Here is a 26147-nt window from a genome sequence, read left to right on the forward strand (position 1 = left end):
GTAAGTGGGTAAGGCCCCCCACAGAACATGGGGTTGATAGGCCGGAGGTGTACAGCAGTAATGCCCAGCCGACCGGTACTAATAGGCCGAGGGCTTGTCCCAACACCGTACAAGAACACACACAATGATCTGTACGACCCACACGCGCACACGTAACGAACACAGCTATGAAGCTTGTTCGCGTCCACTAGGCAGTTCCCAACCAACACACCCAACCCAAAACCAGCCGAGCTGGTCGGGGGTGTGGATGAGGTTGAAAGAGTTACGGCGGCCATAGCGAAACGGGAAACACCCGGTCCCATACCGAACCCGGAAGTTAAGCCTTTCAGCGCCGATGGTACTGCAACCGAGAGGTTGTGGGAGAGTAGGACGCCGCCGGACATACATTGTGAAAGTGGGGTCACCTTCGGGTGGCCCCACTTTTGCGTTCCCAAAGGCATCAAGTCGCCTGGAGGCGTAGTGGTCGTGGGCCATGTGTTGTCCACAGGCAGCCCTCTAGCGTTCCTGTCCACAGGGACGGCGCCATCGCCGAGCCGTTGTCGGCCGGCAGGAGAATGGTGTGGTCGCAGGAGGTGCACTGTGACCAAGACACAGACGAAGGACCCGGGCGACATCGATGTCGCCCTCAACGACGTACGACTGGTGGGTCGACTCACCAGCGCGCCCACGACCGTGGAGCTCCCGAGCGGTGACGCCGTGATCACGTTCCGGGTCTCGGTGCCCAGGGCTGGCGCTGTCACCGGTCAACGCGTGGACTCGGTGCCCTGCGCTGCGTGGAGTGCCCGTGTGCGCCGCAGCGTGCTCACCTGGCGGGTCGGTGACCTCGTCGAGGTCGAGGGCGCCGTGCGGTGCCGCTTCTACCAAGCAGGCGGGGCAACCCGCTCGCGAGTGGAGGTCGAGGCGTCGGCCGCGCGGATCATCCGCCGGTCACCGGGCGCATGAGCACTCCCAGGCTGGGCTTGGGCTGGAACGACGTTGCCTTCTCCGGGAGGAGGTCGCCGGACTCGACCAGGGCTCGCACCTGCTCGAAGTCGGGGCTGGGCAGGAGGACTGCCGGTGCAGCCTGACCTGCTGCAGCCAGCGCTTCGTCGACGGTGTGGTGGTGCACCACGCGGAGGTCCGGTCGGCGCAGGCGCGGAAGGACGGCGTCGTGCACCCAGGAGACCGGGGCATGCTGGGGGAGCGCCGGCGGCGTCACCACGTGCCAGGTCCCTCCGTCGGTCAGCACGAAGTGCGTGCTGTCCAGTGCGAGCAGTGCCTGGTGGCGCCCATGAGGAGTCACGCGTGCGCCTGCCGCTCGCGAGGAGTCGAGGAGATCGTCGAGCGTGGTGCCCGGGAAGGTCCGGTGGATGGCCCCGAGGAACAGGGGAGTGTCGTCCTGGTCGACGAGCATGGCCAGGCCCGTGTCCCACGACGTACCGGGGTGCTCCTCCTGCAGGCGCAGGTAGGCGGCGTACCGGTGGTGACCGTCGGCGAGGAGGCAGCGCGTCGTCGCGAGGAGTCCGGCGATCGCTCCGAGGGTCTCCGGGTCGCGGATCGCCCAGATGCGCTGGCGCTGGCCAGTGCGGTCGAGGTAGCGCCAGTCGGGTGCGCCCTGACTGACAGACGTGACGATCTCCCGAAGCTCGGAGCGGCCGTGGTGCACCAGCAGGATCGGGGCAGGGTTCAGGTCCATCTGCAGCATCCGGTCGGCGAGCTCGCCGGCCTGCTCGGGGTGGATGGCCTCGTGCGGCCACACGGCGCGCTCGTCGAAGGTCTCCGCTCGACGCGCCATCGACAGCGCGCCGACGAGGCCGCGCACCGTCAGGCCACCGACGGTGTACTCGTGGAGATAGATCGCGGGTGCGCTGTCGGCCGTGGCGCGACCCTGCGCGATCCACTGCTCCAGACGGGCTGCGACGTCGCGGTAGGGTCGCGCCAGCGCCCTGGCCGACGCGGGATCCCCGACCCGCTCGGGGGCCAGCATCACCGCACGGAACGGCAGGAGCTCGAGCGGCGTCGCGACGTACGGCGGCACGACGCTGGCGGGTTCCATCGGAGCATCGTAGGGGGACGCTCGTCACAGCCCGGAGAGGGGTGCAGCATGCTCGAGGAGTGCAGGACTCCGATCGTGGACACGTATGACCTGGTGATGTTCGACCTCGACGGTGTGGTCTACGTCGGGACCGATGTCATCGAGGGCGTCGCGGAGAAGGTGGATCGGATCCGCGCCAGCGGTCGGCACGTCGCGTTCGTGACCAACAACGCCGCCCGCACCCCCGACCAGGTGGCGGAGAAGCTCGTCGGGATGGGTGTCCATGCCGAACCAGCCGACGTCGTGACGTCTGCTCAGGCGGCTGCCCGCGTGCTTGCGGACGCCCACGGGGAAGGCGCGAGGATCCTCATGCTCGGAGGGGACGGTCTCCGAGCGGCGCTCGTCGAGGCGGGTCTCGAGCCGGTCGAGGATCCGGATGGTGCGGTCGCGGTGGCCAGCGGCTACGGACCGGACGTGCGGTGGCGCGACATCATGCGCGTGGCGAGCCTGGTCCGCGACGGGCTGCCCTACGTGGCGAGCAACGCCGACATGACCATCCCCACCGCCTACGGCCTGGCACCCGGGCACGGCGTACTGGTGCAGACGATCACCGGCTTCGCCGGCGTCGAGGCCACCGTGGCAGGCAAGCCAGAGAAGCCGCTGATGGAGGAGACGGTCCTGCGTGTCGGCGGGGACCGGCCGATCATGGTCGGGGACCGGCTCGACACCGACATCGAGGGCGCGCACGCGATCGGCGTACCGAGCCTGCTGGTGCTCACCGGTGTGACGTGGCTCGAAGAGCTCGCCACCGCAGGCTCGGAGCTGCGGCCGACCTACATATCACCCGACCTGGCGGGGCTGTTCGAGCCCCATGCCGCGCCCGCGGTCGACGGGAGTCGCGCCGAGCTGGGCGGCTGGTCCGGGAACGTGGTGGACGGCCGGCTGGAGGTCGACGGCACAGGGAGCGACGCCGACTGGTGGCGCGTGGCCGCGACGGCGTGCTGGCTCTACCTGGACCATGCCGGCGAGCCTGCTGACGTCACCGACACGGTGCCTCCCGGACCGGCCCGACGCCTCGGCGCCGAGTAGGGTCGCACCCATGGACGAGCAGCGCGGCGCCCCGGCGTACGAACTGGGCGCGAACGTCGCGGACGAGCGCGTCGACGTCGTCGCCCACCGTGAGGCGCCGAGCTACGAGCCGACCGGGGTCGACGCCGTGGACCGGGTCCTGGCCGACGTCGCCGCAGCGGTCGGCTCGCCGCTGCGCGAGCACGTGCGGATCTTCGAGCAGGCGCACGAGCAGCTGCGTCGTGCCCTCGACGCACAGCCCGCGTCCGCGGGGCAGCCCGACGACGAGGGTTCCTGACACCCGTGCCCCCACGACGACTTCGCCTCGACCAGGAGCTCGTCCGCCGCGGTCTGGCCCGATCGCGCGAGCACGCCAGCGAGCTGGTGGCGGCCGGCCGCGTGAGGGTCTCCGGCGCTGTGGCGACCAAGCCTGCGACCGGCGTGACCACGGACGTGGCCATCGTGGTGCGCGAGGACCCGACGTCGGTCGACTACGTCTCGCGCGGTGGGCACAAGCTCGCAGGAGCGCTCGAGGCCTTCGCGGCCCACGGCGTCAGCGTGGACGGCAAGCGGTGCCTCGACGCCGGCGCCTCGACCGGCGGGTTCACCGACGTGCTGCTGCGGGCCGGTGCGCGGGAGGTGGTCGCGGTCGACGTCGGCTACGGCCAGCTGGCCTGGTCGTTGCAGAGCGACGAGCGCGTGCAGGTGCACGACCGCACCAACATCCGCGACCTGACCCTCGATCTCATCGGCGACCCGGTCGACCTCGTCGTCGGGGACCTCTCCTTCATCTCGCTGGCCCTGGTGCTCGACCCGTTGCTGTCGGTGACCCGCAGCGACGGCGAGCTGGCGCTGATGGTCAAGCCACAGTTCGAGGTGGGCAAGGAGCGCGTCGGCAAGGGCGGCGTCGTACGTGATCTCGGACTCCGGGCCGAGGCGGTCACCGCTATCGCGGACCTCGCGGCTGCGCGCGGCTGGGGCGCCGTCGCGGTGACGGTCAGCCCGCTGCCGGGACCGTCGGGCAACGTCGAGTTCTTCCTGCTGCTACGCCACGGTCCGGCAGCGATCGGCGCCGACGACATCACGGCGGAGGTGCAGCGCGCCGCCTCACTGGGGGTGGCGGGTGAGAGGGTGGTCCCGTGACCGTCGAGAGCCCCGTACGCCGCGTGCTGGTGATGGCCCACACCGGACGGGCGGACGTACGTGACGTTGCTCGTGCGTGTGTGCAGCAGCTGACCGAGCACGGGATCGCCGTACGCCTGCTGGCGGACGAGGCGGCCGACCTCGGCCTCGCCGACGCCGACGGCCTCGTCGAGACGACCCTGCCCGACCACGTGCCCGGGGAGGGCTGCGAGCTGGTGCTCGTCATCGGTGGGGACGGGTCGATCCTGCGGGCCGCCGAGCTGACCCACGAGACCAGCACGCCACTGCTCGGCGTCAACCTCGGCCACGTCGGGTTCCTCGCCGAGGCCGAGCAGGAGGACGTCGAGTCCACGATCGCCGCGATCGTCGAGCGCAACTACACCGCCGAGGACCGGCTGACGCTGGACGTGCGGGTCAAGGTCGGGCAGGACACCCTGTTCTCCACCTTCGCCCTCAACGAGGCCAGCGTCGAGAAGGCGGCCCGGGAGCGCATGCTGGAGGTCGTCGTCGAGGTCGACGACCGTCCCCTGTCGCGCTGGGGCTGCGACGGCGTGGTGTGCGCGACCCCCACGGGTTCGACCGCCTACAACTTCAGTGCCGGCGGCCCTGTCGTCTGGCCCGAGGTCGAGGCGCTGCTGATGGTGCCGCTGAGCGCGCACGCGCTCTTCGCCCGACCCATGGTGGTGGCGCCCACGTCCGTGCTCGCGGTCGAGGTGCTGGCCAACACCGAGGGCTCGGGCGTGCTCTGGTGCGACGGCCGACGGACCGTCGACCTGCCGCCCGGTGCTCGCATCGAGGTGCGCCGCGGTGCCCGCCCGGTCCGTCTTGTCCGCCTGCACCAGGCGCCGTTCACCGATCGGCTGGTGGCGAAGTTCGGGCTGCCGGTCGAGGGCTGGCGAGGTGCGGCGGAGCGTCGCCGCCGCGACGGCGGTGACCACGATGCTTGAGGAGCTGCGGATCAGCTCGCTGGGCGTCATCGACTCCTCGACCCTCGAGCTCGGGCCCGGCCTCACGGTGATCACCGGTGAGACCGGCGCTGGCAAGACCATGGTCGTCACCGCCCTCGGGCTGCTGCTCGGCGGCCGTGCGGACCCCGGCGCCGTCCGCTCCGGGATCGCGCAGGCGCGCGTCGAGGGCGTGGTGTCGACCAGCGACCTGTCCGGCTTCCGGGAGGCCGTCGAGGAATCCGGGGGCATCGTCGAGGACGACCGGGTCGTGCTGGCCCGCAACGTCGCAGCGCAGGGACGTTCGCGCGCGTGGGTCGGCGGAGCATCGGTACCCGTCACCACGCTGGCCGAGATCGCCGAGCCGCTCGTCGCCGTGCACGGCCAGTCCGACCAGCACCGCCTGTTGAAGTCCGGTGCGCAGCGCGCCTCGCTCGACCGGTTCGCCGGTGACGCGCTCGCGAGGACCGCGGCCGACTACGCCGGGTGCTACGCCGAGCTCGCTGCGACCGAACGCACCCTCGCCGAGGTGATCGGGTCCGCCCACGAGCGAGCCCGCGAGGCCGACCAGCTCCGTTTCGGGCTCGGCGAGGTCGAGGCGGTCGACCCGAGGCCGGGCGAGGACCTGGAGCTCGCCGCCGAGGAGACGCGCCTCGGCTTCGCCGACACGCTCCGCACCGCAGCCGAGACTGCCCGCGAGGCACTCTCGAGCGAGGACGGCGCACCCGACGCGATGGGCACCACGAGCGCTGCCCGCCAGGCCCTCGACGGTGTCCGTCAGCACGACGCGACCGCGGGGGAGCTCGCCGACCGCATCGCCGAGCTCGGTCACCTGCTGGTCGACGTCGCGGGCGACGTGGCGTCGTACGCCTCGAGCCTGGAGACCGACCCGTCACGGCTCGCGCACGTGTCCGAGCGCCGGGCCGCGCTGACCGCCCTGACCCGCAAGTACGGCGAGACCATCGACGAGGTGCTGGAGTGGGCCGAGGACGGCGCCAAGCGGCTGCTCGACCTCGAGGACGCCGACGGCAGCATCGCCGAGCTGGAGGCTCGACGCGACCGCCTGCGCGCAGAGCTGGGTGCGCTCGCCTCGAAGCTCAGCAAGCAGCGTACGAAGGCGGCGGTGCGCCTCGGCAGGGCCGTCAGCGACGAGCTCACCTCGCTGGCCATGCCGCACGCGGTCGTGAGCATCGCGGTGACGCAGTCCGAGGTGGCGGCGCCGGGCGTCCCGTCCGGTCCGGTGCTGGACGTGGACGGACGCTGGCTGCGCGCGACCTCCTCCGGCGTGGACGAGGTGGAGTTCCTGCTCGCCGCCAACACCGGCGCCGACCCGCGGCCGCTGCACAAGGGAGCGTCCGGCGGTGAGCTGTCGCGCGTCATGCTCGCCCTCGAGGTGTCGCTGGCCGAGACCGGCTCGGTGCCGACCTTCGTCTTCGACGAGGTCGACGCCGGCGTGGGCGGCAAGGCCGCCATCGAGGTCGGGCGTCGCCTCGCTGCGCTGGCCCACTCCTCGCAGGTGCTCGTGGTCACACACCTGCCGCAGGTGGCGGCGTACGCCGACCGCCACGTGGTCGTGCACAAGTCCAGCGACGGCTCGGTCACCACCTCGGGCCTGGTCGCCCTCGACGAGGACGCGCGCGAGCGCGAGCTGTCGCGGATGCTGGCCGGCGTGGAGGACTCCGACAGCGCCCGCGCCCATGCCCGCGAGCTGCTCGCCGCCGCCGCGCCCGACCGGGCGTGCCTCCCTGAAGGGCAGGGTCGCGGCTGAGAGCATGGCGCGGTCATGAAGTTCGCAGTGCGCTCCCGCCCAGCCCCCGCTCTCCCCGGTGTCCACGGCCCGGCCAGGATCCACCGCCGCACGGCCAGCCTGCTCGGGCGCCTGCACGTCGGTGACGTCGCGGTGCTCGACCACCTCGACATGGATCGCGACACCGCGCAGGCGTTGATCGACGCCGGCGTGGTCGCCGTGGTGAACAGCGGCCCCATGGTGTCGGGCCGGTTCCCCAACCTCGGACCCGAACGGCTGGTCGAGGCCGGCGTCCTCGTGGTCGACAACGCGGGTCCGGAGGTCTTCGACCGGCTCCGGGACGGCACCGACGTCCGCATCGACGCAGGTGTTCTCCACGCCGGCGACACCCTCGTCGCGACCGGGCGCGAGGTGACCGCCGACCTGGTCCGCTCCGAGATGGGGCGCGCCCGCAGCGGGCTGAGCGCCCAGCTGGAGAGCTTCACCCACAACAGCACCGAGTTCCTGCGCCGCGAGCAGGACCTGCTCCTCCACGGCCACGGCGTGCCGCGGACCGCGACGGACATGGCGGGGCGGCCCGTGGTGGTCACGGTGCGCTCGCACGGCTGGCAGGACGAGCTGCGCGGCATCAAGCCCTTCGTGCGCGAGCAGCGCCCCGTCCTCGTCGGTGTCGACCACGGGGCGGATGCCCTCGTCGAGGCCGGCCACCGTCCCGACGTCGTGGTCGTCAGCGGCGCCGACGACCTGCCCAGCGCTGCCGTGCTCCGCAAGGCCCGCGACGTGGTCGTCCTGGTCGAGCGAGGTGCGCCACGCAGCGCGACCGAGCAGCTCGAGCGGCTCGGCATCCGGCCGTTGCGCTTCGAGACCACCGCCACCGCGGAGGACGCAGCCCTGCTGCTCGCCTCGGCCCGCGAGGCCTCGCTCATCGTCGGCGTCGGCATGCACGCCACGCTCGACGAGTTCCTCGACCGCCGTCGCGCCGGCCTGGCGAGCACCTTCCTGACCCGGCTCAAGGTCGGACCCGACCTGGTGGACGCGAGCGCCGTCCCGCAGCTCTACGACGGCGCCGTACGGCCACGGCACCTCGTCGGCGCTCTTGTCGCCGGCGTGCTCGCCGTGGCCGCCGCGGTGTCCGTCACCCCCGTCGGCCAGCAGTGGGTCGACGACCTCTCGCCGGCCGTCACGAGCAGCACGACCGACCTGATCGACAACGTCCGAGGAATTCTCCCGTGATCACCCTGCGTCACCACGTCCTGACCATCGTCGCCGTCTTCCTGGCGCTGGCCGCCGGCATCGTCCTCGGGGGAGGCCCGCTGTCCGACGTGGGCACCACGGTGACGGCCGCGAGCCGCGACGACGCCGCGCCGGCCGACGACGGAGGCAAGGCGGACTACTCCGAGCGCTTCGTCTCCACGCTCGCACCCCCGGTGATCGCCGGGCGCCTCGCGGACCGATCGGTGGCGGTCGTCACCGTCCCTGGTGCTGACGAGCAGCTCGTGACCGCGCTGACCGAGCAGGTCGGCGCTGCCGGTGGCACCGTGAGCGCCCGCTACGACCTGGGCGCGGACCTCCTGGACCCCGACCAGAAGTCGCTGGTCGACACCCTCGGCAGCCAGCTGCTCACCCAGCAGGCCACCGACGACGTCGCCGCCGACGCGTCGACGTACGACCGGATCGGCCAGCTGCTCGGCCTCGCGATCGCCACGAAGGAGGCCGAGGGCCAGGACGTGAGCGGCAAGGCGCGTGCCGTGCTCGACGCCGTCAGCGGCGCCGGCCTCATGGCCGAGCAGGCAGACGTCGAGCGTCGAGCGCCCCTGGTGCTGCTGGTGCTGGGCACCGACGCCGGGGACGAGGGCTCCGACGCCGTGCTCGCCGGACTGGTCGACGGCCTCGCGGCACAGGCGGCCGGTGTCGTGGTCGCCGGGGTGACCGCGGACGGGGGAGAGGGCCAGCTCGGACGGCTGCGCGCCGACCCCGCCACCGCCTCGGTCGCGAGCGTGGACGGCATCGACACCGCTGCCGGCCGGGTCACCGCGATCATGACCCTCCAGCGCTCGCTGACCACACCCGGCGGCGCCTTCGGTGCGTCGGGTGCCGACGGACCCGTCCCACTCGGGTAGGATCGAAGCCCGTGAAGAGCCGCACGCCGACCAAGCACGTTTTCGTCACTGGAGGCGTCGCCTCCTCCCTCGGCAAGGGGCTCACCGCCTCGAGCCTGGGCCAGCTGCTGAAGTCGCGCGGTCTCCGCGTGACGATGCAGAAGCTGGACCCCTACCTGAACGTGGATCCGGGCACGATGAACCCGTTCCAGCACGGGGAGGTGTTCGTCACCAACGACGGCGCCGAGACCGACCTGGACATCGGGCACTACGAGCGCTTCCTCGACACCGACCTCAACCAGATCGCCAACGTGACGACCGGTCAGGTCTACTCCACGGTGATCGCCAAGGAGCGCCGCGGGGACTACCTCGGCGACACCGTCCAGGTGATCCCGCACATCACCAACGAGATCAAGGACCGCATCCTCGCGATGGGCGGACCCGACATCGACGTGGTGATCACCGAGATCGGCGGCACCGTCGGCGACATCGAGTCGTTGCCGTTCCTCGAGGCCGCCCGCCAGACGCGGCACGAGATCGGTCGCGACAACTGCTTCTTCATCCACGTCTCGCTCGTGCCCTACATCGGGCCGTCGGGTGAGCTGAAGACCAAGCCCACCCAGCACTCGGTGGCCGCCCTGCGCTCCATCGGCATCCAGCCCGACGCGATCGTGTGCCGCGCGGACCGCGAGCTGCCCGACAGCATCAAGCGCAAGATCGCGCTGATGTGCGACGTCGACGACGACGCCGTGGTCACCGCGGCCGATGCTCCGTCGATCTACGACATCCCGAAGGTGCTGCACCGCGAGGGCCTCGACGCCTACGTCGTACGCCGTCTCGACCTGCCGTTCCGCGACGTCGACTGGACCACCTGGGACGACCTGCTGCGTCGCGTGCACCACCCCTCGGAGGAGGTCACGGTCGCGCTGGTCGGCAAGTACATCGACCTGCCGGACGCCTATCTCTCGGTCAGCGAGGCGCTGCGCGCCGGCGGCTTCGCCCACGAGGCCAAGGTCAACATCCGCTGGGTCGCCTCCGACCTGTGCGAGACCGACGCGGGCGCCGCCAAGCAGCTCGGCGACGTCGACGCGGTGCTGGTGCCCGGCGGCTTCGGCGTGCGCGGCATCGAGGGCAAGCTCGGGGCACTGCGCTACACCCGCACCCACGGCATCCCCACCCTCGGCCTGTGCCTCGGCCTGCAGTGCATGGTGATCGAGTACGCCCGCGACGTGGCCGGCCTGACGAGTGCCGGGTCGACCGAGTTCGACCCCGACACGGCCGAGCCGGTGATCTCCACGATCGAGGAGCAGAAGAAGTTCGTCGACGGCGCCGGCGACCTCGGCGGCACCATGCGCCTGGGCCTCCAGAAGGCCGAGCTGCTCGAGGGCAGCGTCGTGCGGGCGGCGTACGGCGCGGACGTGATCGAGGAGCGTCACCGCCACCGCTACGAGTTCAACGACGCCTATCGCCAGACCCTCGCCGACGCCGGTCTCGTCTTCTCCGGCATCAACCCCGAGCTGGGCCTGGTGGAGTTCGTCGAGCTCCCTGCCGACGTGCACCCCTACTACGTCGCGACCCAGGCGCACCCCGAGCTGCGTTCGCGCCCCACCCGTCCGCACCCGCTCTTCGCGGGCCTCGTCGGCGCCGCGATCGAGCGGCAGCGCTCCGAGCGGTTCCCGCTCGACGAGTCGGGGCTGCGCCGCAAGGACGACGCGGAGGACTGAGGGTGCTGGAGGCGGCGGGGACCTACCGCCGCACCGACCTGGAGCGACGCGACCAGCAGGTCTCGTGGGAGCGCCCCGACAAGGCGTTCTTCGCCGCGGGCGCGTGCCACGTGCTGGCGTGGGCGTGCCTTGAGGTGCACGCCGGCAGGTCCCTGCGCCTCGCTGCGATCCGGACGCCGGGCGCCCAAGAGGTCTGGCACACGTACGCAGTCTGGGGAGACCACGCGTTCGACGCCTCGGGCTGGCACCTCGAGCGGGAGCTGCTGAGGGCGAACGAGGCGTTCGAGGGCCGTGCCCTCGAACGGGTGCCGGTCGAGGCCTCCTTCGAGGACTTCTGCGTCGAGCACCACCACCGGCCGCCGCGAGACTTCTGGGCCGACCCGCGGCCGCGCGCGCAGGACTACGTGCGACGCTTCGTGCCGCCGTGGGGGCGCGACGAAGTGCCCGGTCAGTGCGCCTGAGCGCGAGGAAGTGCCCGGTCAGTGCGCGTGAGCGCGAGGAAGTGCCCGGTCGGAGGGCCTGAGCGCGAGGAAGTGCCCGGTCAGCGCTGGCGGGCCTGCAGGATCCGGCCCAGCACGAACGAGTTCGAGCGCAGCTGGTTGCGGGCGTACGCCATCAGGCTGGTGTCGTCGGCGGCCGCCTCGGCGGCGGCGAGGAAGTCCGCGTCGCCTGCACCGAGGGGGTACATCGCGCGGATCGTCAGGCCCTGGTTGAGCAGGCCGCCCTTGAGCGTGTGCAGCTCCTCGAGGTAGCGGTGGGTGAACGGCGCGAGCAGCTCGGCCTGGCCGGGGCGCCAGAAGGTCGAGCCGAGCACGAGCGTCTCGCGGCTCGCCGGGACGGTGTAGTCGACGAAGAAGGCCTGCCAGACCTCCTCCTTGGCCTCGAGGTCGGGCCGCGCGGCGAGGACCGCGAGGCGGCGCATGCCGGCGTCGGGGTCGGGGTCGGCCTCGAGCAGGCGCGCGACGCGGTCCTCGTCGTAGTCGCCGAGCTCGGAGCGGCGTACGGCCATGCGCCAGGCGAGGTCGAGGTCGGTGGCCTTCTCGGCGGCGGCCTCCAGGACCGACCAGTGGTCGTCGGTCGAGGCGGAGGCGGCCAACGTCCGCAGCGCCGCCTGGCGGGCGTCCGGCACGTCGACCAGACCGACGACGGCGTCGGCGAGCCCGCGGAGCAGGTCGGGCGACTCGGCAGCGGGGGCCCAGCGATCGGCGACGATCAGGGCCTGGCTGAGGAAGGGCTCGATCAGCGCGGGGCTGGTCTCGGCCCGCAGCGCGGTCGTGAGAGCGGCGGCGACGTCGCGCGGCGCGACGTCGCCGAGCAGCAGCAACTGTCCTGCCGTGGCGGCCACGAGCGCCCGGTCGAGCGGGTCGTCGAGCTGGTCGATGCGGTGCAGCATGTGCTCCAGCGAGGTGGCGTCCGGCTTGATCGCTGCGAAGGTGTAGTCGCCGGCGTTGACCAGGCGCAGGTCACCTGGGGGGAGCTGCACGGGGGTGCGCAGGCCGTCGACCTCGTGCGAGGACCGACCCACGGGCGCGAGGGTGTCGCCGGACGTGTCGAAGACCGCGATGTCGAGCCGGTGCGGGCGCGGCTCCTGCCCGTCGGTCGTCTCGACCACCAGCTCGTCGTCGACCAGCGAGATGACGTCGGTGCCGGCCTCGTCGAGCCAGGCCTTGGTCCAGGCGGACAGGTCGCGCCCGGAGGCGCGGGAGTAGCAGTCCATCAGGTCGTCGAGACGCGTGTTGGAGAAGGCGTAGCGGCTGAAGTAGTCGCGCAGACCCTCGACGAAGGCGTCCTCGCCGATGAAGGCCACGAGCTGGTGCAGCACGCTCTGGCCCTTGACGTAGGTGATCGCGTCGAAGTTCGACATCGCGGCAGAGACGTCCGGCACGTCGCTGCGGATCGGGTGGCGCGCCGGGCTCATGTCCATCTCGTAGGCGGTGCGCTTGGACACCGCCAGGAAGGTCGCCCACTGGTCGGTGAACTCGCTGGACCCGGCCATGCCCCAGTTGGCCGCCCACGACGCGAACGCCTCGTTCAGCCAGAGGTCGTCCCACCACTGCATGGTCACCAGGTCGCCGAACCACATGTGCGCCATCTCGTGGAAGATGAACTCGGCGCGGACCGCGCGCTGCGCGTGGGTCGGGGGCGTGCGGAAGAGCTGGCCGTCGCCGTAGGTGACGCAGCCCCAGTTCTCCATCGCACCGCCGAGGTTGGGCACGAACACCTGGTCGTAGCGCTCCTGCGGGAACGGGTATCCGAAGCGCTCGCCGAAGAACGCCAGGCCCTGACGCGTGAGGGTGACCATCTCGTCGAGGTCGCGCTCGAGGATCGGCACGAGCGACTGGCGGCAGTAGAAGCCGAGGTCGTAGCCGTCGTGCTGGCGGCGCACCTCGTGGAAGGGGCCCGCGTTGACCACGACGACGTACGTCGACAGGCGCGGGGTGTCGGGGAACGTCCAGGTCCGCGTGTCGGAGGCGTCGGCGTCCTCGACCGACTCCGGGGCACCGTTCGAGGTCACCAGCCACGAGGAGGGTGCGGTGACGACGAAGCGGTGCGGCGCCTTGAGGTCGGGCTGGTCGAAGCACGCCCACACCCGGCGCGCCTCGTCGGGCTCGAGGCTGGTCCAGACGTAGACGAGCTCGTCGGTCGGGTCGACCGTGCGGAGGATGCCCTCGCCGGTCGCGGTGTTGGTCGTGCTGGCCTCGACCACCAGGACGTTGTCGGCGGCCAGGGAGGGCAGGGGCAGCCGCCCGTCGGCGACCGTCGTGACGTCGAGGTCCTCACCGTTCAGGGTCGCGCGCGCGACGTCCATCGCGACGTCGACGAAGGTCGACGCGCCGGGCTCGGAGCAGGTGAAGGTGATGGTGCTGACCGAGGCGAAGACCTCGCCCTCCAGCAGGCCCGTCATGTCCACCGCGATGTCGTAGCGCTGGACGTCGAGGAGGCCCGAACGGGTGGCTGCTTCGTGCTTGGTGAGCGTCGACAACGTCATGAGGGTGACCGTACTCACTGTGTCCATCCGCGCTAGCGTGCGGGTCATGGACACCCCGACCGGCGCCCGGCCCGCAACTCCTCCTGCCGAGCTGCCCGCGGACCGGCCGATGTCCTGGCCCGTGGTCTCCAGCCGCTACCTCCACCGCGACGACTGGGTGGTGGCGCTGCGTGAGGACGTCATCACCCGTCCCGGGCACCCCGAGCAGTTCAGCCGGATCAGCCTCGAGCACCCGGGCGCGGTGATCGTGATGGCCGTCGACGAGCACGAGCGGGTCAGGTGCCTGCGGCAGTACCGGCACACCAGCGGCCACGAGTTCGTCGAGCTGCCGGCCGGCCTGCGCGACGCCGCGGACGAGCCCCCCGTCGAGACGGCGAAACGTGAGCTGCGCGAGGAGGTCGAGCTCGAGGCGAGCGACTGGCGGCTGCTGCTGAGTACGTGGTCCAGCGCAGGGATCAGCGACGAGGTCCACGACATCTTCCTCGCGCGCGGGCTCTCGCACGCGCCTCGCGGCGACTTCGAGATGCGGCACGAGGAGGCCGAGATGGAGGTCTTCTGGACCCCCGTCACCGACCTGCTCGAGGCGGTGCTGCAGGGCAGGGTCCGGCAGGGTCCGCTCGCCCAGGCCGTGCTCGCCTACGAGGTGCTCCGGCAGCGGGGGACCCTGGAGGCGCACTGACCTCCCGCGGGAGTAGTCTCGCTCCCGCTGTGAGGGGCGACACACAGTCGTGCGCCCCCGGACCATGAGGAGCTAGGCATGAAGGTCGGCGTACCCAAGGAAGTCAAGAACCGCGAGTACCGCGTGGCCCTGACCCCGATCGGCGTGCACGAGCTGGTCCAGCACGGTCACGACGTCGTGGTCGAGAAGTCCGCCGGCCAGGGCTCGCAGATCCCCGACGAGGAGTACGTCGCCGCCGGTGCCACGATGCTGGACACGGCCGACGACGTGTGGGGCAGCGCCGACATGATCCTCAAGGTCAAGGAGCCCGTCGCCGAGGAGTACCACCGGATGCGGGAGGGCCAGACCCTCTTCACCTACCTCCACCTCGCCGCCGACAAGCCCCTGACCGAGGAGCTCATGGCGCGCAAGGTCACCGCGATCGCCTACGAGACCGTGCAGCTGCCCTCCGGCGGCCTGCCGCTGCTCTACCCGATGTCGGAGGTCGCGGGCTGCCTCGCACCCCAGGTCGGGGCGTACTCGCTCATGAAGGCCAACGGAGGCCGCGGCGTCCTCATGGGCGGCGTCGGCGGCGTGGCCAACGCCAAGGTCGTCATCATCGGTGCCGGCGTCTCCGGCCAGAACGCCGCCAACATCGCGCTCGGCATGGGCGCGGACGTGACGCTCCTCGACACCGACCTCGACAAGCTGCGGATGTCGTTCTGGCGCTACAACAACCGGGTGCACGGCCTCGCCTCCTCCAAGCTCGCGATCGAGCAGCAGGTGATGGAGGCCGACATGGTGATCGGCGCGGTGCTGATCCCCGGCGCGGCGGCGCCCAAGCTGGTCAGCAACGAGCTGGTCTCACGGATGAAGCCGGGCTCGGTGCTCGTCGACATCGCGATCGACCAGGGCGGCTGCTTCGAGGACTCCCACGCCACCACGCACGACGACCCGACCTACGAGGTCCACGACTCGGTCTTCTACTGCGTGGCCAACATGCCCGGCGCGGTGCCCAACACCTCGACGTACGCCCTGACCAACGCGACCCTGCCCTACGCCGTCGGGCTGGCCGACAAGGGCTGGGCGCAGGCCCTGCGCGACGACCCGAGCCTGGCGCTGGGCCTCAACACCCACGACGGGCAGCTCACCAACGCGCCGGTCGGCGCCGCCGTCGGCCTCGACTCGGTGGGCCTCGACAGCGTCCTGGCGTGAGCCCTGGGGTCACGCTGCGGCGGGCGGTGCGCACGTACCTCGACCACCTCGCGGTCGAGCGCGGGCTGGCCGCCAACACGCTCAGCTCCTACCGGCGTGACCTGGGGCGCTACGACGAGTTCCTGACCCGCGAGGGCATCGACGACCTGGACGCGATCACCGAGGCCACGGTGGCCGCGTTCCTGGTCAGCCTGCGCGAGGGCAGCGACGCCCACCCGCCGCTGAGCGCGACCTCGGCCGCGCGCACCGTCGTGGCCGTCCGCGGCTTCCACAAGTTCGCCGTCTCCGACGGGCTCGCGCTCGCCGACCCGGCGGCGGCGGTGAAGCCCCCCACCCCGGCCAAGCGGCTGCCCAAGGCGCTGCCGCTGTCGGACGTGGAGGCCATCCTGGAGGCGGCGGGCGCACCCGACACGGTGCTCGCCCTGCGGGACCGCGCGCTGCTGGAGGTGCTCTACGGCACGGGCGCGCGGATCTCCGAGGCGGTGGGCCTCGACGTCGACGACCTCGACCAGGTGGACGGCACGGTCCTGCTGCGAGGCAAGGGCGGCAAGGAGCGGCTGGTGCCCGTCGGCGGCTACGCCCGTGACGCGGTGGAGGCCTACGTCACCCGGGCGCGACCCGAGCTCGTCGGCACCGGCCGGGGAGGTCCGGCCCTCTTCCTCAACTCGCGGGGCGGGCGGCTCTCACGCCAGAGCGCGTGGGCGGTGCTGGTGAAGGCCGCCGAGCGGGCCGGCGTGACCGCCTCGGTGTCTCCGCACACGATGCGCCACTCCTTCGCCACGCACCTGCTCGACGGGGGCGCGGACGTCCGCGTCGTGCAGGAGCTGCTCGGGCACGCCTCGGTGACCACGACGCAGGTCTACACGCTCGTCACGGTGGACAACCTGCGTGAGGTCTTCGCGACCGCGCACCCCCGCGCGCGGGACTGACCGGCTCCGGCCCCCGCCGGCCGGGGCGCAGGTGGTTGGATCGACGCATGCCGGACGCCGTACGCCTCGACACCCGGGTGCCGACGGGCGCCGACCCGGACGCCGTCTACGACGCCTTCACCGGCTGGGTCGTCGACCAGGGGCTGGACCTCTACCCGCACCAGGACGAGGCCGTCATCGAGCTGCTCGGTGGCAACCACGTGATCCTCGCGACGCCCACCGGGTCGGGGAAGTCGTTGGTCGCCATCGGCGCCCACGTGGCGGCGCTGGCGGAGGACAAGGTCAGCTTCTACACCGCGCCCATCAAGGCGCTGGTGAGCGAGAAGTTCTTCGCCCTCATCGAGGTCTTCGGTGCCGACAACGTCGGCATGCTCACCGGTGACGCGGCGGTCAACCCCGACGCCCCGATCATCTGCTGCACCGCCGAGGTCCTGGCCAACATCGCGCTGCGCGAGGGCCGCGGCGCCGACGTCGGCCTCGTGGTGATGGACGAGTTCCACTTCTACTCCGAGCACGACCGCGGCTGGGCCTGGCAGGTGCCGCTGCTGGAGCTGCTCGACGCCCAGTTCCTGCTGATGTCGGCCACCCTGGGCGACGTCTCCTTCTTCGTCGAGGACCTCGGGCGGCGCACCGGTCGCGACACCGCCGTCGTGGACGACGCCGAGCGCCCTGTGCCGCTGAGCTTCCGCTGGTCGATGGAGCCGCTCGACGACACCCTCGAGGAGCTCGTGACGACCGGTCAGGACCCCGTCTACGTCGTGCACTTCACCCAGGCGGCCGCCGTCGAGCACGCGACCAACCTGCTCAAGTCGCGTCTCGCGGCCAGCGGCGGGGGACTGAAGGTCGACAAGGACGCGATCGCCGAGCGCATCGGTGGCTTCCGCTTCGGCGCGGGCTTCGGCAAGACGCTGTCGCGGATGGTGCGCAGCGGCATCGGCGTGCACCACGCGGGCATGCTGCCGAAGTACCGCCGGCTCGTCGAGACGCTCGCCCAGGCCGGGCTGCTCCGGGTCATCTGCGGCACCGACACGCTCGGCGTGGGCATCAACGTCCCGATCCGCACCGTGCTCTTCACCGGCCTGGCCAAGTTCGACGGCACCAAGCAGCGGGTGCTGAGGACCCGCGAGTTCCAGCAGATCGCCGGCCGCGCCGGCCGCGCGGGCTACGACACGGCCGGCTACGTCGTCGTACAGGCACCGGACTTCGTGATCGAGAACGAGCAGGCCAAGGCCAAGTCGGCCGCGCGGGTCGCGGCGGGGAAGAAGAAGTCCAAGGCCCAGCTCAAGAAGGCCCCCGAGGGCACGGTGGTGTGGACCGAGCAGACCTTCGACAAGCTCGTCGCGGGCGTCCCGGAGCGGCTGACCAGCCGGATGAAGGTCGACAACTCGATGCTCGTCAACGTCGTGTCGCGCGAGGAGGACGCCTTCGCGGTGATGCGTCGCCTGGTCACCGACAACCACGAGGAGCGCCGCGCCCAGCTCCGGCTCGCCCGACGAGCCCTGCGCCTGTCGCGCTCGCTCGTGCGCACGGGCATCGTCACCCGGCTGCCCGAGGTCGACCGGTTCGGGCGCCGCTACGTCCTGGCCGTCGACCTGCCCGAGGACTTCGCGATCAACCAGCCGCTCGCGCACTTCGCGCTCGCTGCCTTCGACGTGCTCGACCCCGAGTCGGAGACCTACGGCCTCGACGTCGTCTCGATCGTCGAGTCAGTCCTCGAGGCGCCCCGGCAGATCCTGATGGCCCAGCAGCACGCCGCACGCGGCGAGGCGATCGGGGAGATGAAGGCCGACGGCCTGGAGTACGACGAGCGGATGGCGCTGCTCGAGGAGATCACCTGGCCGCAGCCGCTGCGCGAGCTCCTCGAGGCGCTCTACGCGACCTACCAGCAGACCCATCCCTGGCTCCCCGACGACGCCCTGGGGCCCAAGTCTGTGGTGCGGGAGATGTGGGAGAACGGGATGGGGTTCACCGACTTCGTCGGCCGCTACCAGCTCGCCCGCTCCGAGGGCCTGGTGCTGCGCTACCTCACCGACGCCTACCGGACCCTGCGCCACTCGGTCCCCGAGGCGCACCGCGCTCCCGAGGTGGAGGACGTCATCGAGTGGCTGGGGGAGACGGTGCGCCAGACCGACTCCTCCCTGCTCGACGAGTGGGAGGCGCTCTCGGATCCGGCGCACGTGCCGGGCGCCGTCTCGCACCACGAGCCGCCGCCCCCGCCTCGCCCCCTCACCCGGCAGGAGCGCCCCTTCCGGGTCATGCTGCGCAACGCGATGTGGGCGCGCGTCGACGCGGTCTCGCGCGACGACCTCGACGTCCTGGTCCGCCTGGAGCGGGCGGCGGCCGACCGCACCGACCCGCCGCGACAGGTCGTCGTCGGACGGTCCGTGTGGGACGCGGCGCTCGAGGCCTACTACGCCGAGCACGACCGGGTGCTCACCGACGGCGACGCCCGCGGCCCGGACCTGCTGGTCGTGGGCGAGGAGCGCACCGGTGAGCCGGTGGGGGCCGAGGAGGGCACCGAGGCGCGGCTGCGCGACGTACGCCAGACGATCCACGACCCCGAGGGCGACCACGACTGGGTGATCGAGGCCGTCGTCGACTGCGACGCCACCGACAGCGCCGGCGAGCTGGTGCTGGCGACGGTCGCGATGCGGCGCCTCGGCGACCTCTGAAAGGGCCGTCGAGGGCTTCCGGCGAGTTCGCACAGGTTTGTGCACAGGCGGCCTCCGCCTGTGCAGGGGACCGTGGCTCCGTGCACAGATCTGGTCCGCGGCCTGTGGGACCGGGGCCCGGTGTTGTGGGGTGTCCGCGACGGACCTAGAGTCGCGCCGAGCCGTTCTCGGAACTGTCGACGTGTCGACAAAATTCGGGGCCTTCGGCGTGATCCAATCGAAGCCCAGGTCGACGTGTGGAGGAGCGGACATGAGCGGTGCGGGACGTCCCGGTCAGGGCTTCGGCAGCAGTGCCTCCGAGATGCCTCCTCTCGTCCGACCACCCCAGCCGCAGCAACCCGCCCCTCCATCTCGAGACGAGTACGACGTGACCCAGCCGATCCCCTTCGAACGACCGATCGCCGAAGCGGACACCCAGCCGTCCGCCGTCGTGCCGCTCGGTCCCACGGGGCGCCCGATGCCGGTCTTCCCCGACCCGGCCCCGCTGACCGTTCGCGGCCGCGCGCGGGTGGTGTCGATGTGCAACCAGAAGGGCGGTGTCGGCAAGACCACCACCACGATCAACCTCGGTGCGTCGCTGGCCGAGTTCGGGCGCAAGGTGCTGCTCGTCGACTTCGACCCGCAGGGGTCGCTGTCGGTGGGCCTGGGGCTCAACCCCCACGAGATGGACGCCACCATCTACAACCTGCTGATGGACCGCGAGACGACCCTCGACGAGGTCGTGGTGCCCTCCGGCATCGCGGGCATGGACCTGCTGCCGTCCAACATCGACCTGTCGGCCGCCGAGGTGCAGCTGGTGCACGAGGTGGCGCGCGAGCAGACCCTCCAGCGCGTGCTGGCGCCGGCGCTCGAGCACTACGACGTCATCCTCATCGACTGCCAGCCCTCCCTCGGCCTGCTCACGGTCAACGCCCTCACCGCCTCCGACGGCGTGATCGTCCCGCTGGAGTGCGAGTACTTCGCGCTGCGCGGCGTGGCGCTGCTGAAGACCACGATCGACAAGGTCCGCGAGCGGCTCAACCCCAAGCTCGAGATCGACGGCGTCCTCGGCACGATGTTCGACGGGCGCACCCTCCACAGCCGCGAGGTCATGGAGCGTCTGGTCTCGGCGTGGGGCGACACCGTCTTCCACACCGTCATCCGGCGCACGGTGAAGTTCTCCGACGCCACCGTCGCGGGCGAGCCGATCACGTCGTACGCGTCGTCGTCGACCGGTGCCGACGCCTACCGCCAGCTCGCGAGGGAGGTGCTCACCCGGTGGCCCGCCGAGTGAGCATGCCGGCCGCGGACGACCTGTTCCGGCCGACCTCCGACGCCGAGAAGGCCGCCGCCGAGCGCCCGCGCCGCGTGCGGGCGGTCGCCGACGAGGCCGAGGCCGGTCCCAAGCGGCCGAGCGGGCGGATCCGCCACGACGAGAAGATGACCGTCTACGTCACCGCCGACGAGCTCCTCGACATCGAGCACGCCCGGCTCACCCTGCGCCGCGAGCACGGCCTCGCGGTCGATCGTGGCCGCCTGGTCCGCGAGGCGCTGGCCCTGGTGCTGGCCGACCTCGAGGGTCAGGGCGTCGACAGCCCGCTGGTCCAGCGACTGCTGGACGAGTGAGCGGCGCCACCGACCTGGCCGAGCCGGGGAGCGAGGCCCCAGCGTTCGCCGTACGCCTGGACAACTTCGAGGGACCCTTCGACCTGCTGCTCGGCCTGATCGCCAAGCACAAGCTCGACATCACCGAGGTCGCGCTCTCGCAGGTCACCGACGAGTTCATCGCGCACGTCAAGAACCTCGGCGGGGCGTGGGACCTCGAGCAGACGACGTCCTTCCTCGTGGTCGCCGCGACCCTGCTCGACCTCAAGGCGGCCCGTCTGCTCCCGCAGGGCGACGTCGAGGACGAGGAGGACCTCGCGCTCCTCGAGGCGCGCGACCTGCTCTTCGCCCGGCTCATGCAGTACCGCGCCTTCAAGCTGGTGGCCTCGGTGCTCGAGGAACGCATCGCCTCGGAGTCGCGCAGCCACCCGCGCGCAGTCGGGCTCGAGGAGCGCTTCGCGACCCTGCTGCCCGAGGTCCTCATCGGGATCGGGCTGGACCAGTTCGCCCAGCTCGCGGCCAAGGCGATGGAGCCCAAGCCGGTGCTGGAGGTGTCGCTGCACCACATCCACGCCGCCAGGGTCAGCGTGCGCGAGCAGGCGCAGCTGGTCGTCGACCGGCTGCGACGCAGCGGCACGATGACCTTCCGCGCGCTGTGCGGCGACTCGCCGGACCGGCTGACGACGGTCGCGCGCTTCCTCTCGCTCCTCGAGCTCTTCCGCGAGGGGGCGGTGTCCTTCGACCAGGTCACGCCGCTGGGCGAGCTGACCGTGCGCTGGACCGGCGCCGAGGACGGCGACGTGGAGATCCACGACGAATTCGACGGGGCCCCGCCGCCCGACGAGGATGGCGGCACCGGGACCGACGACCGCACGTCCGACGTCCCGGCCCCGGACCCCCAGGAGGACGAGTGAGCGAGCACCCCGCGACCGCACCGGGCGACGTGGAGACCCTCGAGGTCGCCGTCGCCGAGCTGCGGCCCGCCCTCGAGGCGATCCTCATGGTCTGCGACGAACCGCTCGACGAGGTGCGCCTCGCCTCGGTGGTGGGGCACCCCGTCGCCGACGTGCAGGCCGCCCTGGGTGCCCTCGCCGCCGAGTACGCCGAGCAGGGCCGGGGCTTCGACCTGCGGTCCGTCGCCGGGGGATGGCGCTTCTACTCCCGCCCGGAGTACGCCGCGGTCGTCGAGTCCTTCGTGCTCGAGGGCCAGCAGGCCCGGCTCACCCAGGCGGCGCTCGAGACGCTGTCGGTGGTGGCCTACAAGCAGCCCGTGTCCCGCGCCCGGGTCTCGGCGATCCGCGGGGTCAACGTCGACGGCGTCATGCGCACGCTGCTCACCCGTGGGTTGGTCGAGGAGGCCGGACAGGACGAGCAGAGCGGCGCCAACCTCTACCGCACCACCTCCTACTTCCTCGAGCGCATCGGCATCACCTCGCTCGAGGACCTGCCCGAGCTGGCGCCGTACCTCCCCGACATGGACGACCTCGAGGACGAGCTCGCGAGCGTGGCCGGCCTCGACGCCCCGCCGCCGGACCCCGCGCCGGAGAGCTCACCCGAGTCGCAGCCGGCCGCGTCCGGCACACCCCCCACCCACGCCTCGCCGCACAGCGGCGCCGGCACCGAGCCCGACGGCGGGACCGAGATCGCATGAAGCCCCACGACGCCCCCGACAACGACCAGCCGAACTCCCAGCGCCCCGAGACCGACGAGGACGGGCTGATCCGCCTGCAGAAGCTGCTCGCCCAGTCCGGGGTCGCGAGCCGGCGCAAGTGCGAGGAGCTGATGCTCGACGGGCTCGTCGAGGTCGACGGCGAGGTGGTCACCCGCCTCGGCACCAAGGTCGACCCCCGCACCGCGGTCGTGCGCGTGGAGGGCAAGCGGCTGCCGCCGATCAGCGACAAGGTCTACCTGGTCCTCAACAAGCCCCGCGGCGTCGTGTCGACGATGTCCGACCCCGAGGGTCGCCGCACCCTCGGCGACCTCGTGGCCGACCGTGCCGAGCGGCTCTTCCACGTCGGGCGCCTCGACACCGACACCGAGGGCCTGATCATCCTCACCAACGACGGCGACTTCGCCCAGCACCTCGCCCACCCCTCCCACGAGGTCGACAAGACCTACGTCGCCGAGGTCGAGGGCGGGGTGCACGTCCGCACCGTGCGCCAGCTCCTCGCCGGCGTCGAGCTCGACGACGGCCCGGTCACGGTGAGCGCGGCGCGCGTGCTCGGCGGCGACCCCCGGCGTGAGGGCAGCAACCGGTCGATCGTCGAGCTCACCATCCACGAGGGCCGCAACCGCATCGTGCGCCGCCTGCTCGACCACGTCGGCCACCCGGTGCGCCGACTGACCCGCACCCAGATCGGCCCGGTGACGCTGTCCCGGCTGCGGTCGGGGGAGATGCGCGAGCTCACCGTGGCCGAGCTGGGCGAGCTGATGGACAGCGCGCAGCTCTGAGCCGCAGCGCCGTTAGGGTTCTCCCGTGGCAGTGAGGGCAGTGAGGGGCGCGACGCAGCTCGAGGAGGACACCCGCGAGCACATGCTCGCGCGGGTCGCCGAGCTCGTGACGGACGTGATGGAGGCCAACGAGCTCGAGGTGGACGACTTCATCTCGATCATCTTCACCGCCACCAGCGACCTCACCAGCGAGTTCCCGGCGTACGCCGCACGGCAGCTGGGCTTCTCCGACGTCCCGCTGGTGTGCGCGCGGGAGCTCGAGATCGAGGGGTCGATGCCGCGCGTGGTCCGGTTGATGGCGCACGTCGACACCGACCTGCCGCGCTCGGACGTCACGCACGTCTACCTCCACGGGGCCGCCAACCTGCGACGCGACCTCACCCGGACCACGAGCCATGACTGAGCGGCCTCTCCCGGCCCTCACCGGCCCGGTGGAGGTCGTCGGGGCCGGTCTGATCGGTGCCTCGATCGCGCTGGTGTGCCGGCGCCTCGGCCTCGACGTGGTGCTGCGCGACACGTCCGTGGAGCACCTCCGGACCGCCTCCGGGCTCGGTGCGGGGCGCGGAGCGTCGTCGCACGAGCGTCCCCAGCTCGTCGTGGTCGCGGTGCCCCCGGCGGCCATACCCGACGCCATCGTGGCGGCGCTCGGACGATCCGACGCGGTGGTGACCGACGTCGGCAGCGTGAAGGCGGCACCGCTGGCCGCGGTCGCAGGCCGGGTCAGGCCGGCGGACCTGGCGCGCTACGTCGGGTCGCACCCGATGGCCGGCAGCGAGCGCTCCGGCCCCCTCGCTGCGAGCGCGGCGCTCTTCGACGGGCGCCCCTGGGCCATCACACCGCACGACGCGGCCGCCCCCGACGCGGTGGGCCTGGTGGAGTCGCTGGTGCTGGAGTGCGGTGCCTCGCCCCGGCTGATGGCACCCGACGAGCACGACCGCGCGGTCGCGCGCATCTCCCACCTGCCGCACCTCGCAGCGGTCCTCGTCGCGGGGCGGCTCGCCGCCGCCCCCGAGGAGCACCTGGCCCTGTCCGGTCAGGGCGTGCGGGACGTGACCCGCGTCGCGGCCAGCGACCCGGCGCTGTGGCGGCAGATCCTGGAGGCCAACGCGGGCGCGGTCCTCGACCTTCTCGGTGAGGTGCGTGCCGACCTCGACGCCCTGATGACGGCCGTCGCGGACGACGCCGGACGCGACCTCGTCGAGATCCTGGAGCGCGGCAACGCCGGCACGGCGGCGATCCCGGGCAAGCACGGCGGTCCGGCGCGCCCGACCCGGTCGGTGTTCGTCTCCGTGCCCGACCACCCCGGCGAGCTCGCCCGTCTCTTCGGCGACGCCGGCGAGATCGGGGTCAACATCGAGGACGTCCACATCGACCACGACCCGGGCCGCCCGGTGGGCCTCACCGAGCTGGTGGTCGACCGGGGACGGGCCGAGCACCTGCTCGCCGCTCTCGAATCCCGCGGGTGGACGACTCACCGGTAATCTTCTCGCCCGTGAGCAGCGCCGAGACACCGTCCCTCGTCATCGCCGTCGACGGCACGTCCGGATCGGGCAAGTCGAGCACCTCGCGCGGCGTGGCCGAGCGCCTCGCCCTGCGCTACCTCGACACGGGTGCGATGTTCCGCGCGATGACCTGGTGGTTGCTGCGCGAGGGCGTCGACGTACGCGACGTGGAGGCGGTGGCTGCTGCCGCCGGACGACCGCGCATCGAGTCCGGCACCGACCCGCTCGCCCCGACCATCACGGTCGACGGCACCGACGTCTCGGTCGAGATCCGTGGCGAGGACGTGACCGCGGCCGTGAGCCCGGTGAGCGCCGTCCCCGAGGTGCGGGCCCTGCTGCTCGACCTCCAGCGCGAGGTCATCGGCGACGGCGGCATCGTCGTCGAGGGCCGCGACATCGGCTCGGTCGTGTGGCCCGACGCGGAGGTGAAGGTCTACCTCAGCGCCGACCCCGACGCCCGCGCCGTACGCCGTGCGGCCGAGCAGGGCGGCACCGACGTCGCCACCACCCAGCAGTCGCTCCTCGAGCGCGACCGCATCGACTCCGGGCGCGCGACCGCCCCGCTGACCATGGCCGAGGGAGCCGTCCACGTCGACAGCACGCACCTCACCCTCCCCGAGGTCATCGACCGCATCGTCGCGCTCGCCGAGCAGGCCGCGACGGAGCGGACGTGAGCAGGACCGACCTCCCCGCGAGCAGTTCGGAGCACCCGCCCACCTGGGTGCTCCGCGCCCTGCGTCCGGTCTCGGGCTGGCTGGTCCGGCGCCACTTCCGGGTCGCGGTGCACCACGCCGAGCGCGTGCCCGCCGTCGGCGGCGTGATCCTCGCCGCCAACCACGTCGGCATCGTCGACGGCCCGCTGCTGGCGGTGCTGTCCCCGCGCCCCGTGCACGCGCTGACCAAGCGCGAGATGTTCGACGGGCGGCTCGGAGGATTCCTGCGGCGCACCGGACAGATCCCGCTGGACCGCCTCCACGCCGACCCCGGCGCGGTCCGTTCGTCGCTGCGCGTGCTGCGCGACGGGGGAGTGGTCGGCATCTTCCCCGAGGGCACCCGCAGCAGCGGGAGGTTCGACCACTGCCACCCCGGTGCCGCCTACCTCGCGATGGTCACCGGCGCCCCGGTCGTGCCGGTCGTCTTCACCGGCACCCGCGGTGCACCCGGCAGCTCGCTGCCGGCCCGTGGCGAGGCCGTCGACGTGGTCTTCGGGCGCCCGTGGCGCACGCCACAGCAGCCCTGGCCCCGCACCCGGGAACAGGTGGGCGACACGGCGGCGTTGTTGCGGGAGCACCTGCTGTCCGAGCTGGACAGCGCCCTCTCGCAGACGCGCCGATCGTTGTCCGAGCCCTCACCTGCGGGACAATCCGAGGACGACCCCGAATCCGGGCTCGTCGAAGCATGAGAGAGC

25 protein-coding genes and 2 rRNA genes are annotated in these 26147 nt (G+C 72.0%); 25 read left to right on the forward strand and 2 right to left on the reverse strand.

Translation table 11 applies throughout. The features are described from left to right. The 3 genes from IRX98_RS18660 to IRX98_RS18670 all read left to right on the forward strand — a co-directional run. Positions 1-102 (forward strand): 23S ribosomal RNA (locus IRX98_RS18660); the annotation flags it as partial. A gap of 161 nt (positions 103-263) precedes the next feature. Further along, positions 264-381, forward strand: a 5S ribosomal RNA gene (rrf, locus tag IRX98_RS18665). 198 nt (positions 382-579) lie between these two features. Further along, entirely contained in the window at positions 580-942 is a 363-nt protein-coding gene (locus IRX98_RS18670; protein ID WP_224279322.1) for a single-stranded DNA-binding protein, read from the forward strand. Here the strand turns inward: IRX98_RS18670 and IRX98_RS18675 are convergent. Continuing rightward, positions 917-2035 carry a DUF1015 family protein gene (locus IRX98_RS18675; RefSeq protein WP_224279324.1) on the reverse strand — a complete coding sequence of 373 codons (1119 nt, stop codon included), beginning with the start codon at positions 2033-2035 and terminating at the stop codon, positions 917-919. The genes IRX98_RS18670 and IRX98_RS18675 overlap by 26 nt on opposite strands. Positions 2036-2110: 75 nt before the next feature. On the opposite strand from IRX98_RS18675, the gene IRX98_RS18680 reads away from it, so the two are divergent. From IRX98_RS18680 to IRX98_RS18720, 9 genes are read left to right on the forward strand one after another with little or no spacing between them, the layout of a single operon-like run. Further along, a complete protein-coding gene (locus IRX98_RS18680; protein ID WP_224279326.1) occupies positions 2111-3103 on the forward strand; it encodes an HAD-IIA family hydrolase in 993 nt (330 codons plus the stop codon). Between the two features lie 10 nt (positions 3104-3113). Next, the gene (locus tag IRX98_RS18685) at positions 3114-3380 is read left to right on the forward strand and encodes a hypothetical protein (protein WP_224279329.1); all 267 of its coding nucleotides are present in this window, start codon (positions 3114-3116) and stop codon (positions 3378-3380) included. A 5-nt stretch (positions 3381-3385) separates the two neighbouring features. Then, positions 3386-4225: a TlyA family RNA methyltransferase gene (locus tag IRX98_RS18690; protein WP_224279331.1), complete on the forward strand. Its 840-nt coding sequence runs from the start codon at positions 3386-3388 to the stop codon at positions 4223-4225. A gap of 32 nt (positions 4226-4257) precedes the next feature. Further along, positions 4258-5172, forward strand: a complete 915-nt coding sequence (locus IRX98_RS18695; RefSeq protein ID WP_235745956.1) for an NAD kinase — start codon at positions 4258-4260, stop codon at positions 5170-5172. Beyond that, positions 5126-6937 (forward strand): DNA repair protein RecN, encoded by a 1812-nt coding sequence (gene recN / locus IRX98_RS18700; protein WP_308045459.1) that lies wholly within the window; start codon positions 5126-5128, stop codon positions 6935-6937. The genes IRX98_RS18695 and recN overlap by 47 nt, the downstream gene beginning before the upstream one ends. Before the next feature lie 15 nt (positions 6938-6952). After that, on the forward strand, positions 6953-8149 hold the full coding sequence (steA, locus tag IRX98_RS18705; protein ID WP_224279334.1) for a putative cytokinetic ring protein SteA: 1197 nt from the start codon (positions 6953-6955) through the stop codon (positions 8147-8149). Then, positions 8146-9036, forward strand: coding sequence for a copper transporter (locus IRX98_RS18710; protein ID WP_224279337.1), 891 nt, complete (start codon positions 8146-8148; stop codon positions 9034-9036). The genes steA and IRX98_RS18710 overlap by 4 nt, the downstream gene beginning before the upstream one ends. Positions 9037-9047: 11 nt before the next feature. Then, positions 9048-10739, forward strand: coding sequence for a CTP synthase (gene pyrG / locus IRX98_RS18715; RefSeq protein WP_224279339.1), 1692 nt, complete (start codon positions 9048-9050; stop codon positions 10737-10739). Between the two features lie 2 nt (positions 10740-10741). Further along, positions 10742-11200 (forward strand): hypothetical protein, encoded by a 459-nt coding sequence (locus tag IRX98_RS18720; RefSeq protein ID WP_224279340.1) that lies wholly within the window; start codon positions 10742-10744, stop codon positions 11198-11200. A gap of 80 nt (positions 11201-11280) precedes the next feature. Here the strand turns inward: IRX98_RS18720 and pepN are convergent, their stop codons facing one another. Next, positions 11281-13755 (reverse strand): aminopeptidase N, encoded by a 2475-nt coding sequence (pepN, locus tag IRX98_RS18725; protein ID WP_224279341.1) that lies wholly within the window; start codon positions 13753-13755, stop codon positions 11281-11283. Between the two features lie 19 nt (positions 13756-13774). Between pepN and IRX98_RS18730 the strand changes: the two genes are divergently transcribed. The 13 genes from IRX98_RS18730 to IRX98_RS18790 all read left to right on the forward strand — a co-directional run bounded on the left by IRX98_RS18730 (position 13775) and on the right by IRX98_RS18790 (position 26141). Continuing rightward, on the forward strand, positions 13775-14407 hold the full coding sequence (locus tag IRX98_RS18730) for an NUDIX domain-containing protein (protein WP_224279342.1): 633 nt from the start codon (positions 13775-13777) through the stop codon (positions 14405-14407). Between the two features lie 78 nt (positions 14408-14485). Continuing rightward, complete coding sequence (gene ald, locus IRX98_RS18735; RefSeq protein ID WP_224279343.1) at positions 14486-15601, forward strand: alanine dehydrogenase; 1116 nt, start codon at positions 14486-14488, stop codon at positions 15599-15601. Continuing rightward, on the forward strand, positions 15598-16530 hold the full coding sequence (gene xerD / locus IRX98_RS18740; RefSeq protein WP_224279344.1) for a site-specific tyrosine recombinase XerD: 933 nt from the start codon (positions 15598-15600) through the stop codon (positions 16528-16530). The genes ald and xerD overlap by 4 nt, the downstream gene beginning before the upstream one ends. Positions 16531-16577: 47 nt before the next feature. Beyond that, positions 16578-19202, forward strand: coding sequence for a DEAD/DEAH box helicase (locus IRX98_RS18745; protein WP_224279345.1), 2625 nt, complete (start codon positions 16578-16580; stop codon positions 19200-19202). 367 nt (positions 19203-19569) lie between these two features. Next, on the forward strand, positions 19570-20475 hold the full coding sequence (locus IRX98_RS18750; protein ID WP_308045466.1) for a ParA family protein: 906 nt from the start codon (positions 19570-19572) through the stop codon (positions 20473-20475). After that, on the forward strand, positions 20460-20807 hold the full coding sequence (locus IRX98_RS18755) for a hypothetical protein (protein WP_224279347.1): 348 nt from the start codon (positions 20460-20462) through the stop codon (positions 20805-20807). The genes IRX98_RS18750 and IRX98_RS18755 overlap by 16 nt, the downstream gene beginning before the upstream one ends. After that, on the forward strand, positions 20804-21700 hold the full coding sequence (locus tag IRX98_RS18760; RefSeq protein WP_224279349.1) for a segregation and condensation protein A: 897 nt from the start codon (positions 20804-20806) through the stop codon (positions 21698-21700). Before IRX98_RS18755 ends, IRX98_RS18760 begins: the two co-directional genes overlap by 4 nt. Beyond that, the gene (scpB, locus tag IRX98_RS18765; RefSeq protein WP_224279351.1) at positions 21697-22437 is read left to right on the forward strand and encodes an SMC-Scp complex subunit ScpB; all 741 of its coding nucleotides are present in this window, start codon (positions 21697-21699) and stop codon (positions 22435-22437) included. Before IRX98_RS18760 ends, scpB begins: the two co-directional genes overlap by 4 nt. After that, on the forward strand, positions 22434-23237 hold the full coding sequence (locus IRX98_RS18770) for a pseudouridine synthase (protein WP_224279353.1): 804 nt from the start codon (positions 22434-22436) through the stop codon (positions 23235-23237). Before scpB ends, IRX98_RS18770 begins: the two co-directional genes overlap by 4 nt. Positions 23238-23262: 25 nt before the next feature. After that, the gene (gene aroH, locus IRX98_RS18775; RefSeq protein WP_224279355.1) at positions 23263-23640 is read left to right on the forward strand and encodes a chorismate mutase; all 378 of its coding nucleotides are present in this window, start codon (positions 23263-23265) and stop codon (positions 23638-23640) included. Then, on the forward strand, positions 23633-24718 hold the full coding sequence (locus tag IRX98_RS18780) for a prephenate dehydrogenase (protein WP_224279357.1): 1086 nt from the start codon (positions 23633-23635) through the stop codon (positions 24716-24718). The genes aroH and IRX98_RS18780 overlap by 8 nt, the downstream gene beginning before the upstream one ends. An 11-nt stretch (positions 24719-24729) precedes the next feature. After that, positions 24730-25413: a (d)CMP kinase gene (cmk, locus tag IRX98_RS18785; RefSeq protein ID WP_224279360.1), complete on the forward strand. Its 684-nt coding sequence runs from the start codon at positions 24730-24732 to the stop codon at positions 25411-25413. Continuing rightward, complete coding sequence (locus tag IRX98_RS18790; RefSeq protein ID WP_224279362.1) at positions 25410-26141, forward strand: lysophospholipid acyltransferase family protein; 732 nt, start codon at positions 25410-25412, stop codon at positions 26139-26141. The genes cmk and IRX98_RS18790 overlap by 4 nt, the downstream gene beginning before the upstream one ends. Positions 26142-26147: the final 6 nt, after the last annotated feature.

Source organism: Nocardioides lacusdianchii (assembly GCF_020102855.1).
Lineage (GTDB): Bacteria > Actinomycetota > Actinomycetes > Propionibacteriales > Nocardioidaceae > Nocardioides > Nocardioides lacusdianchii.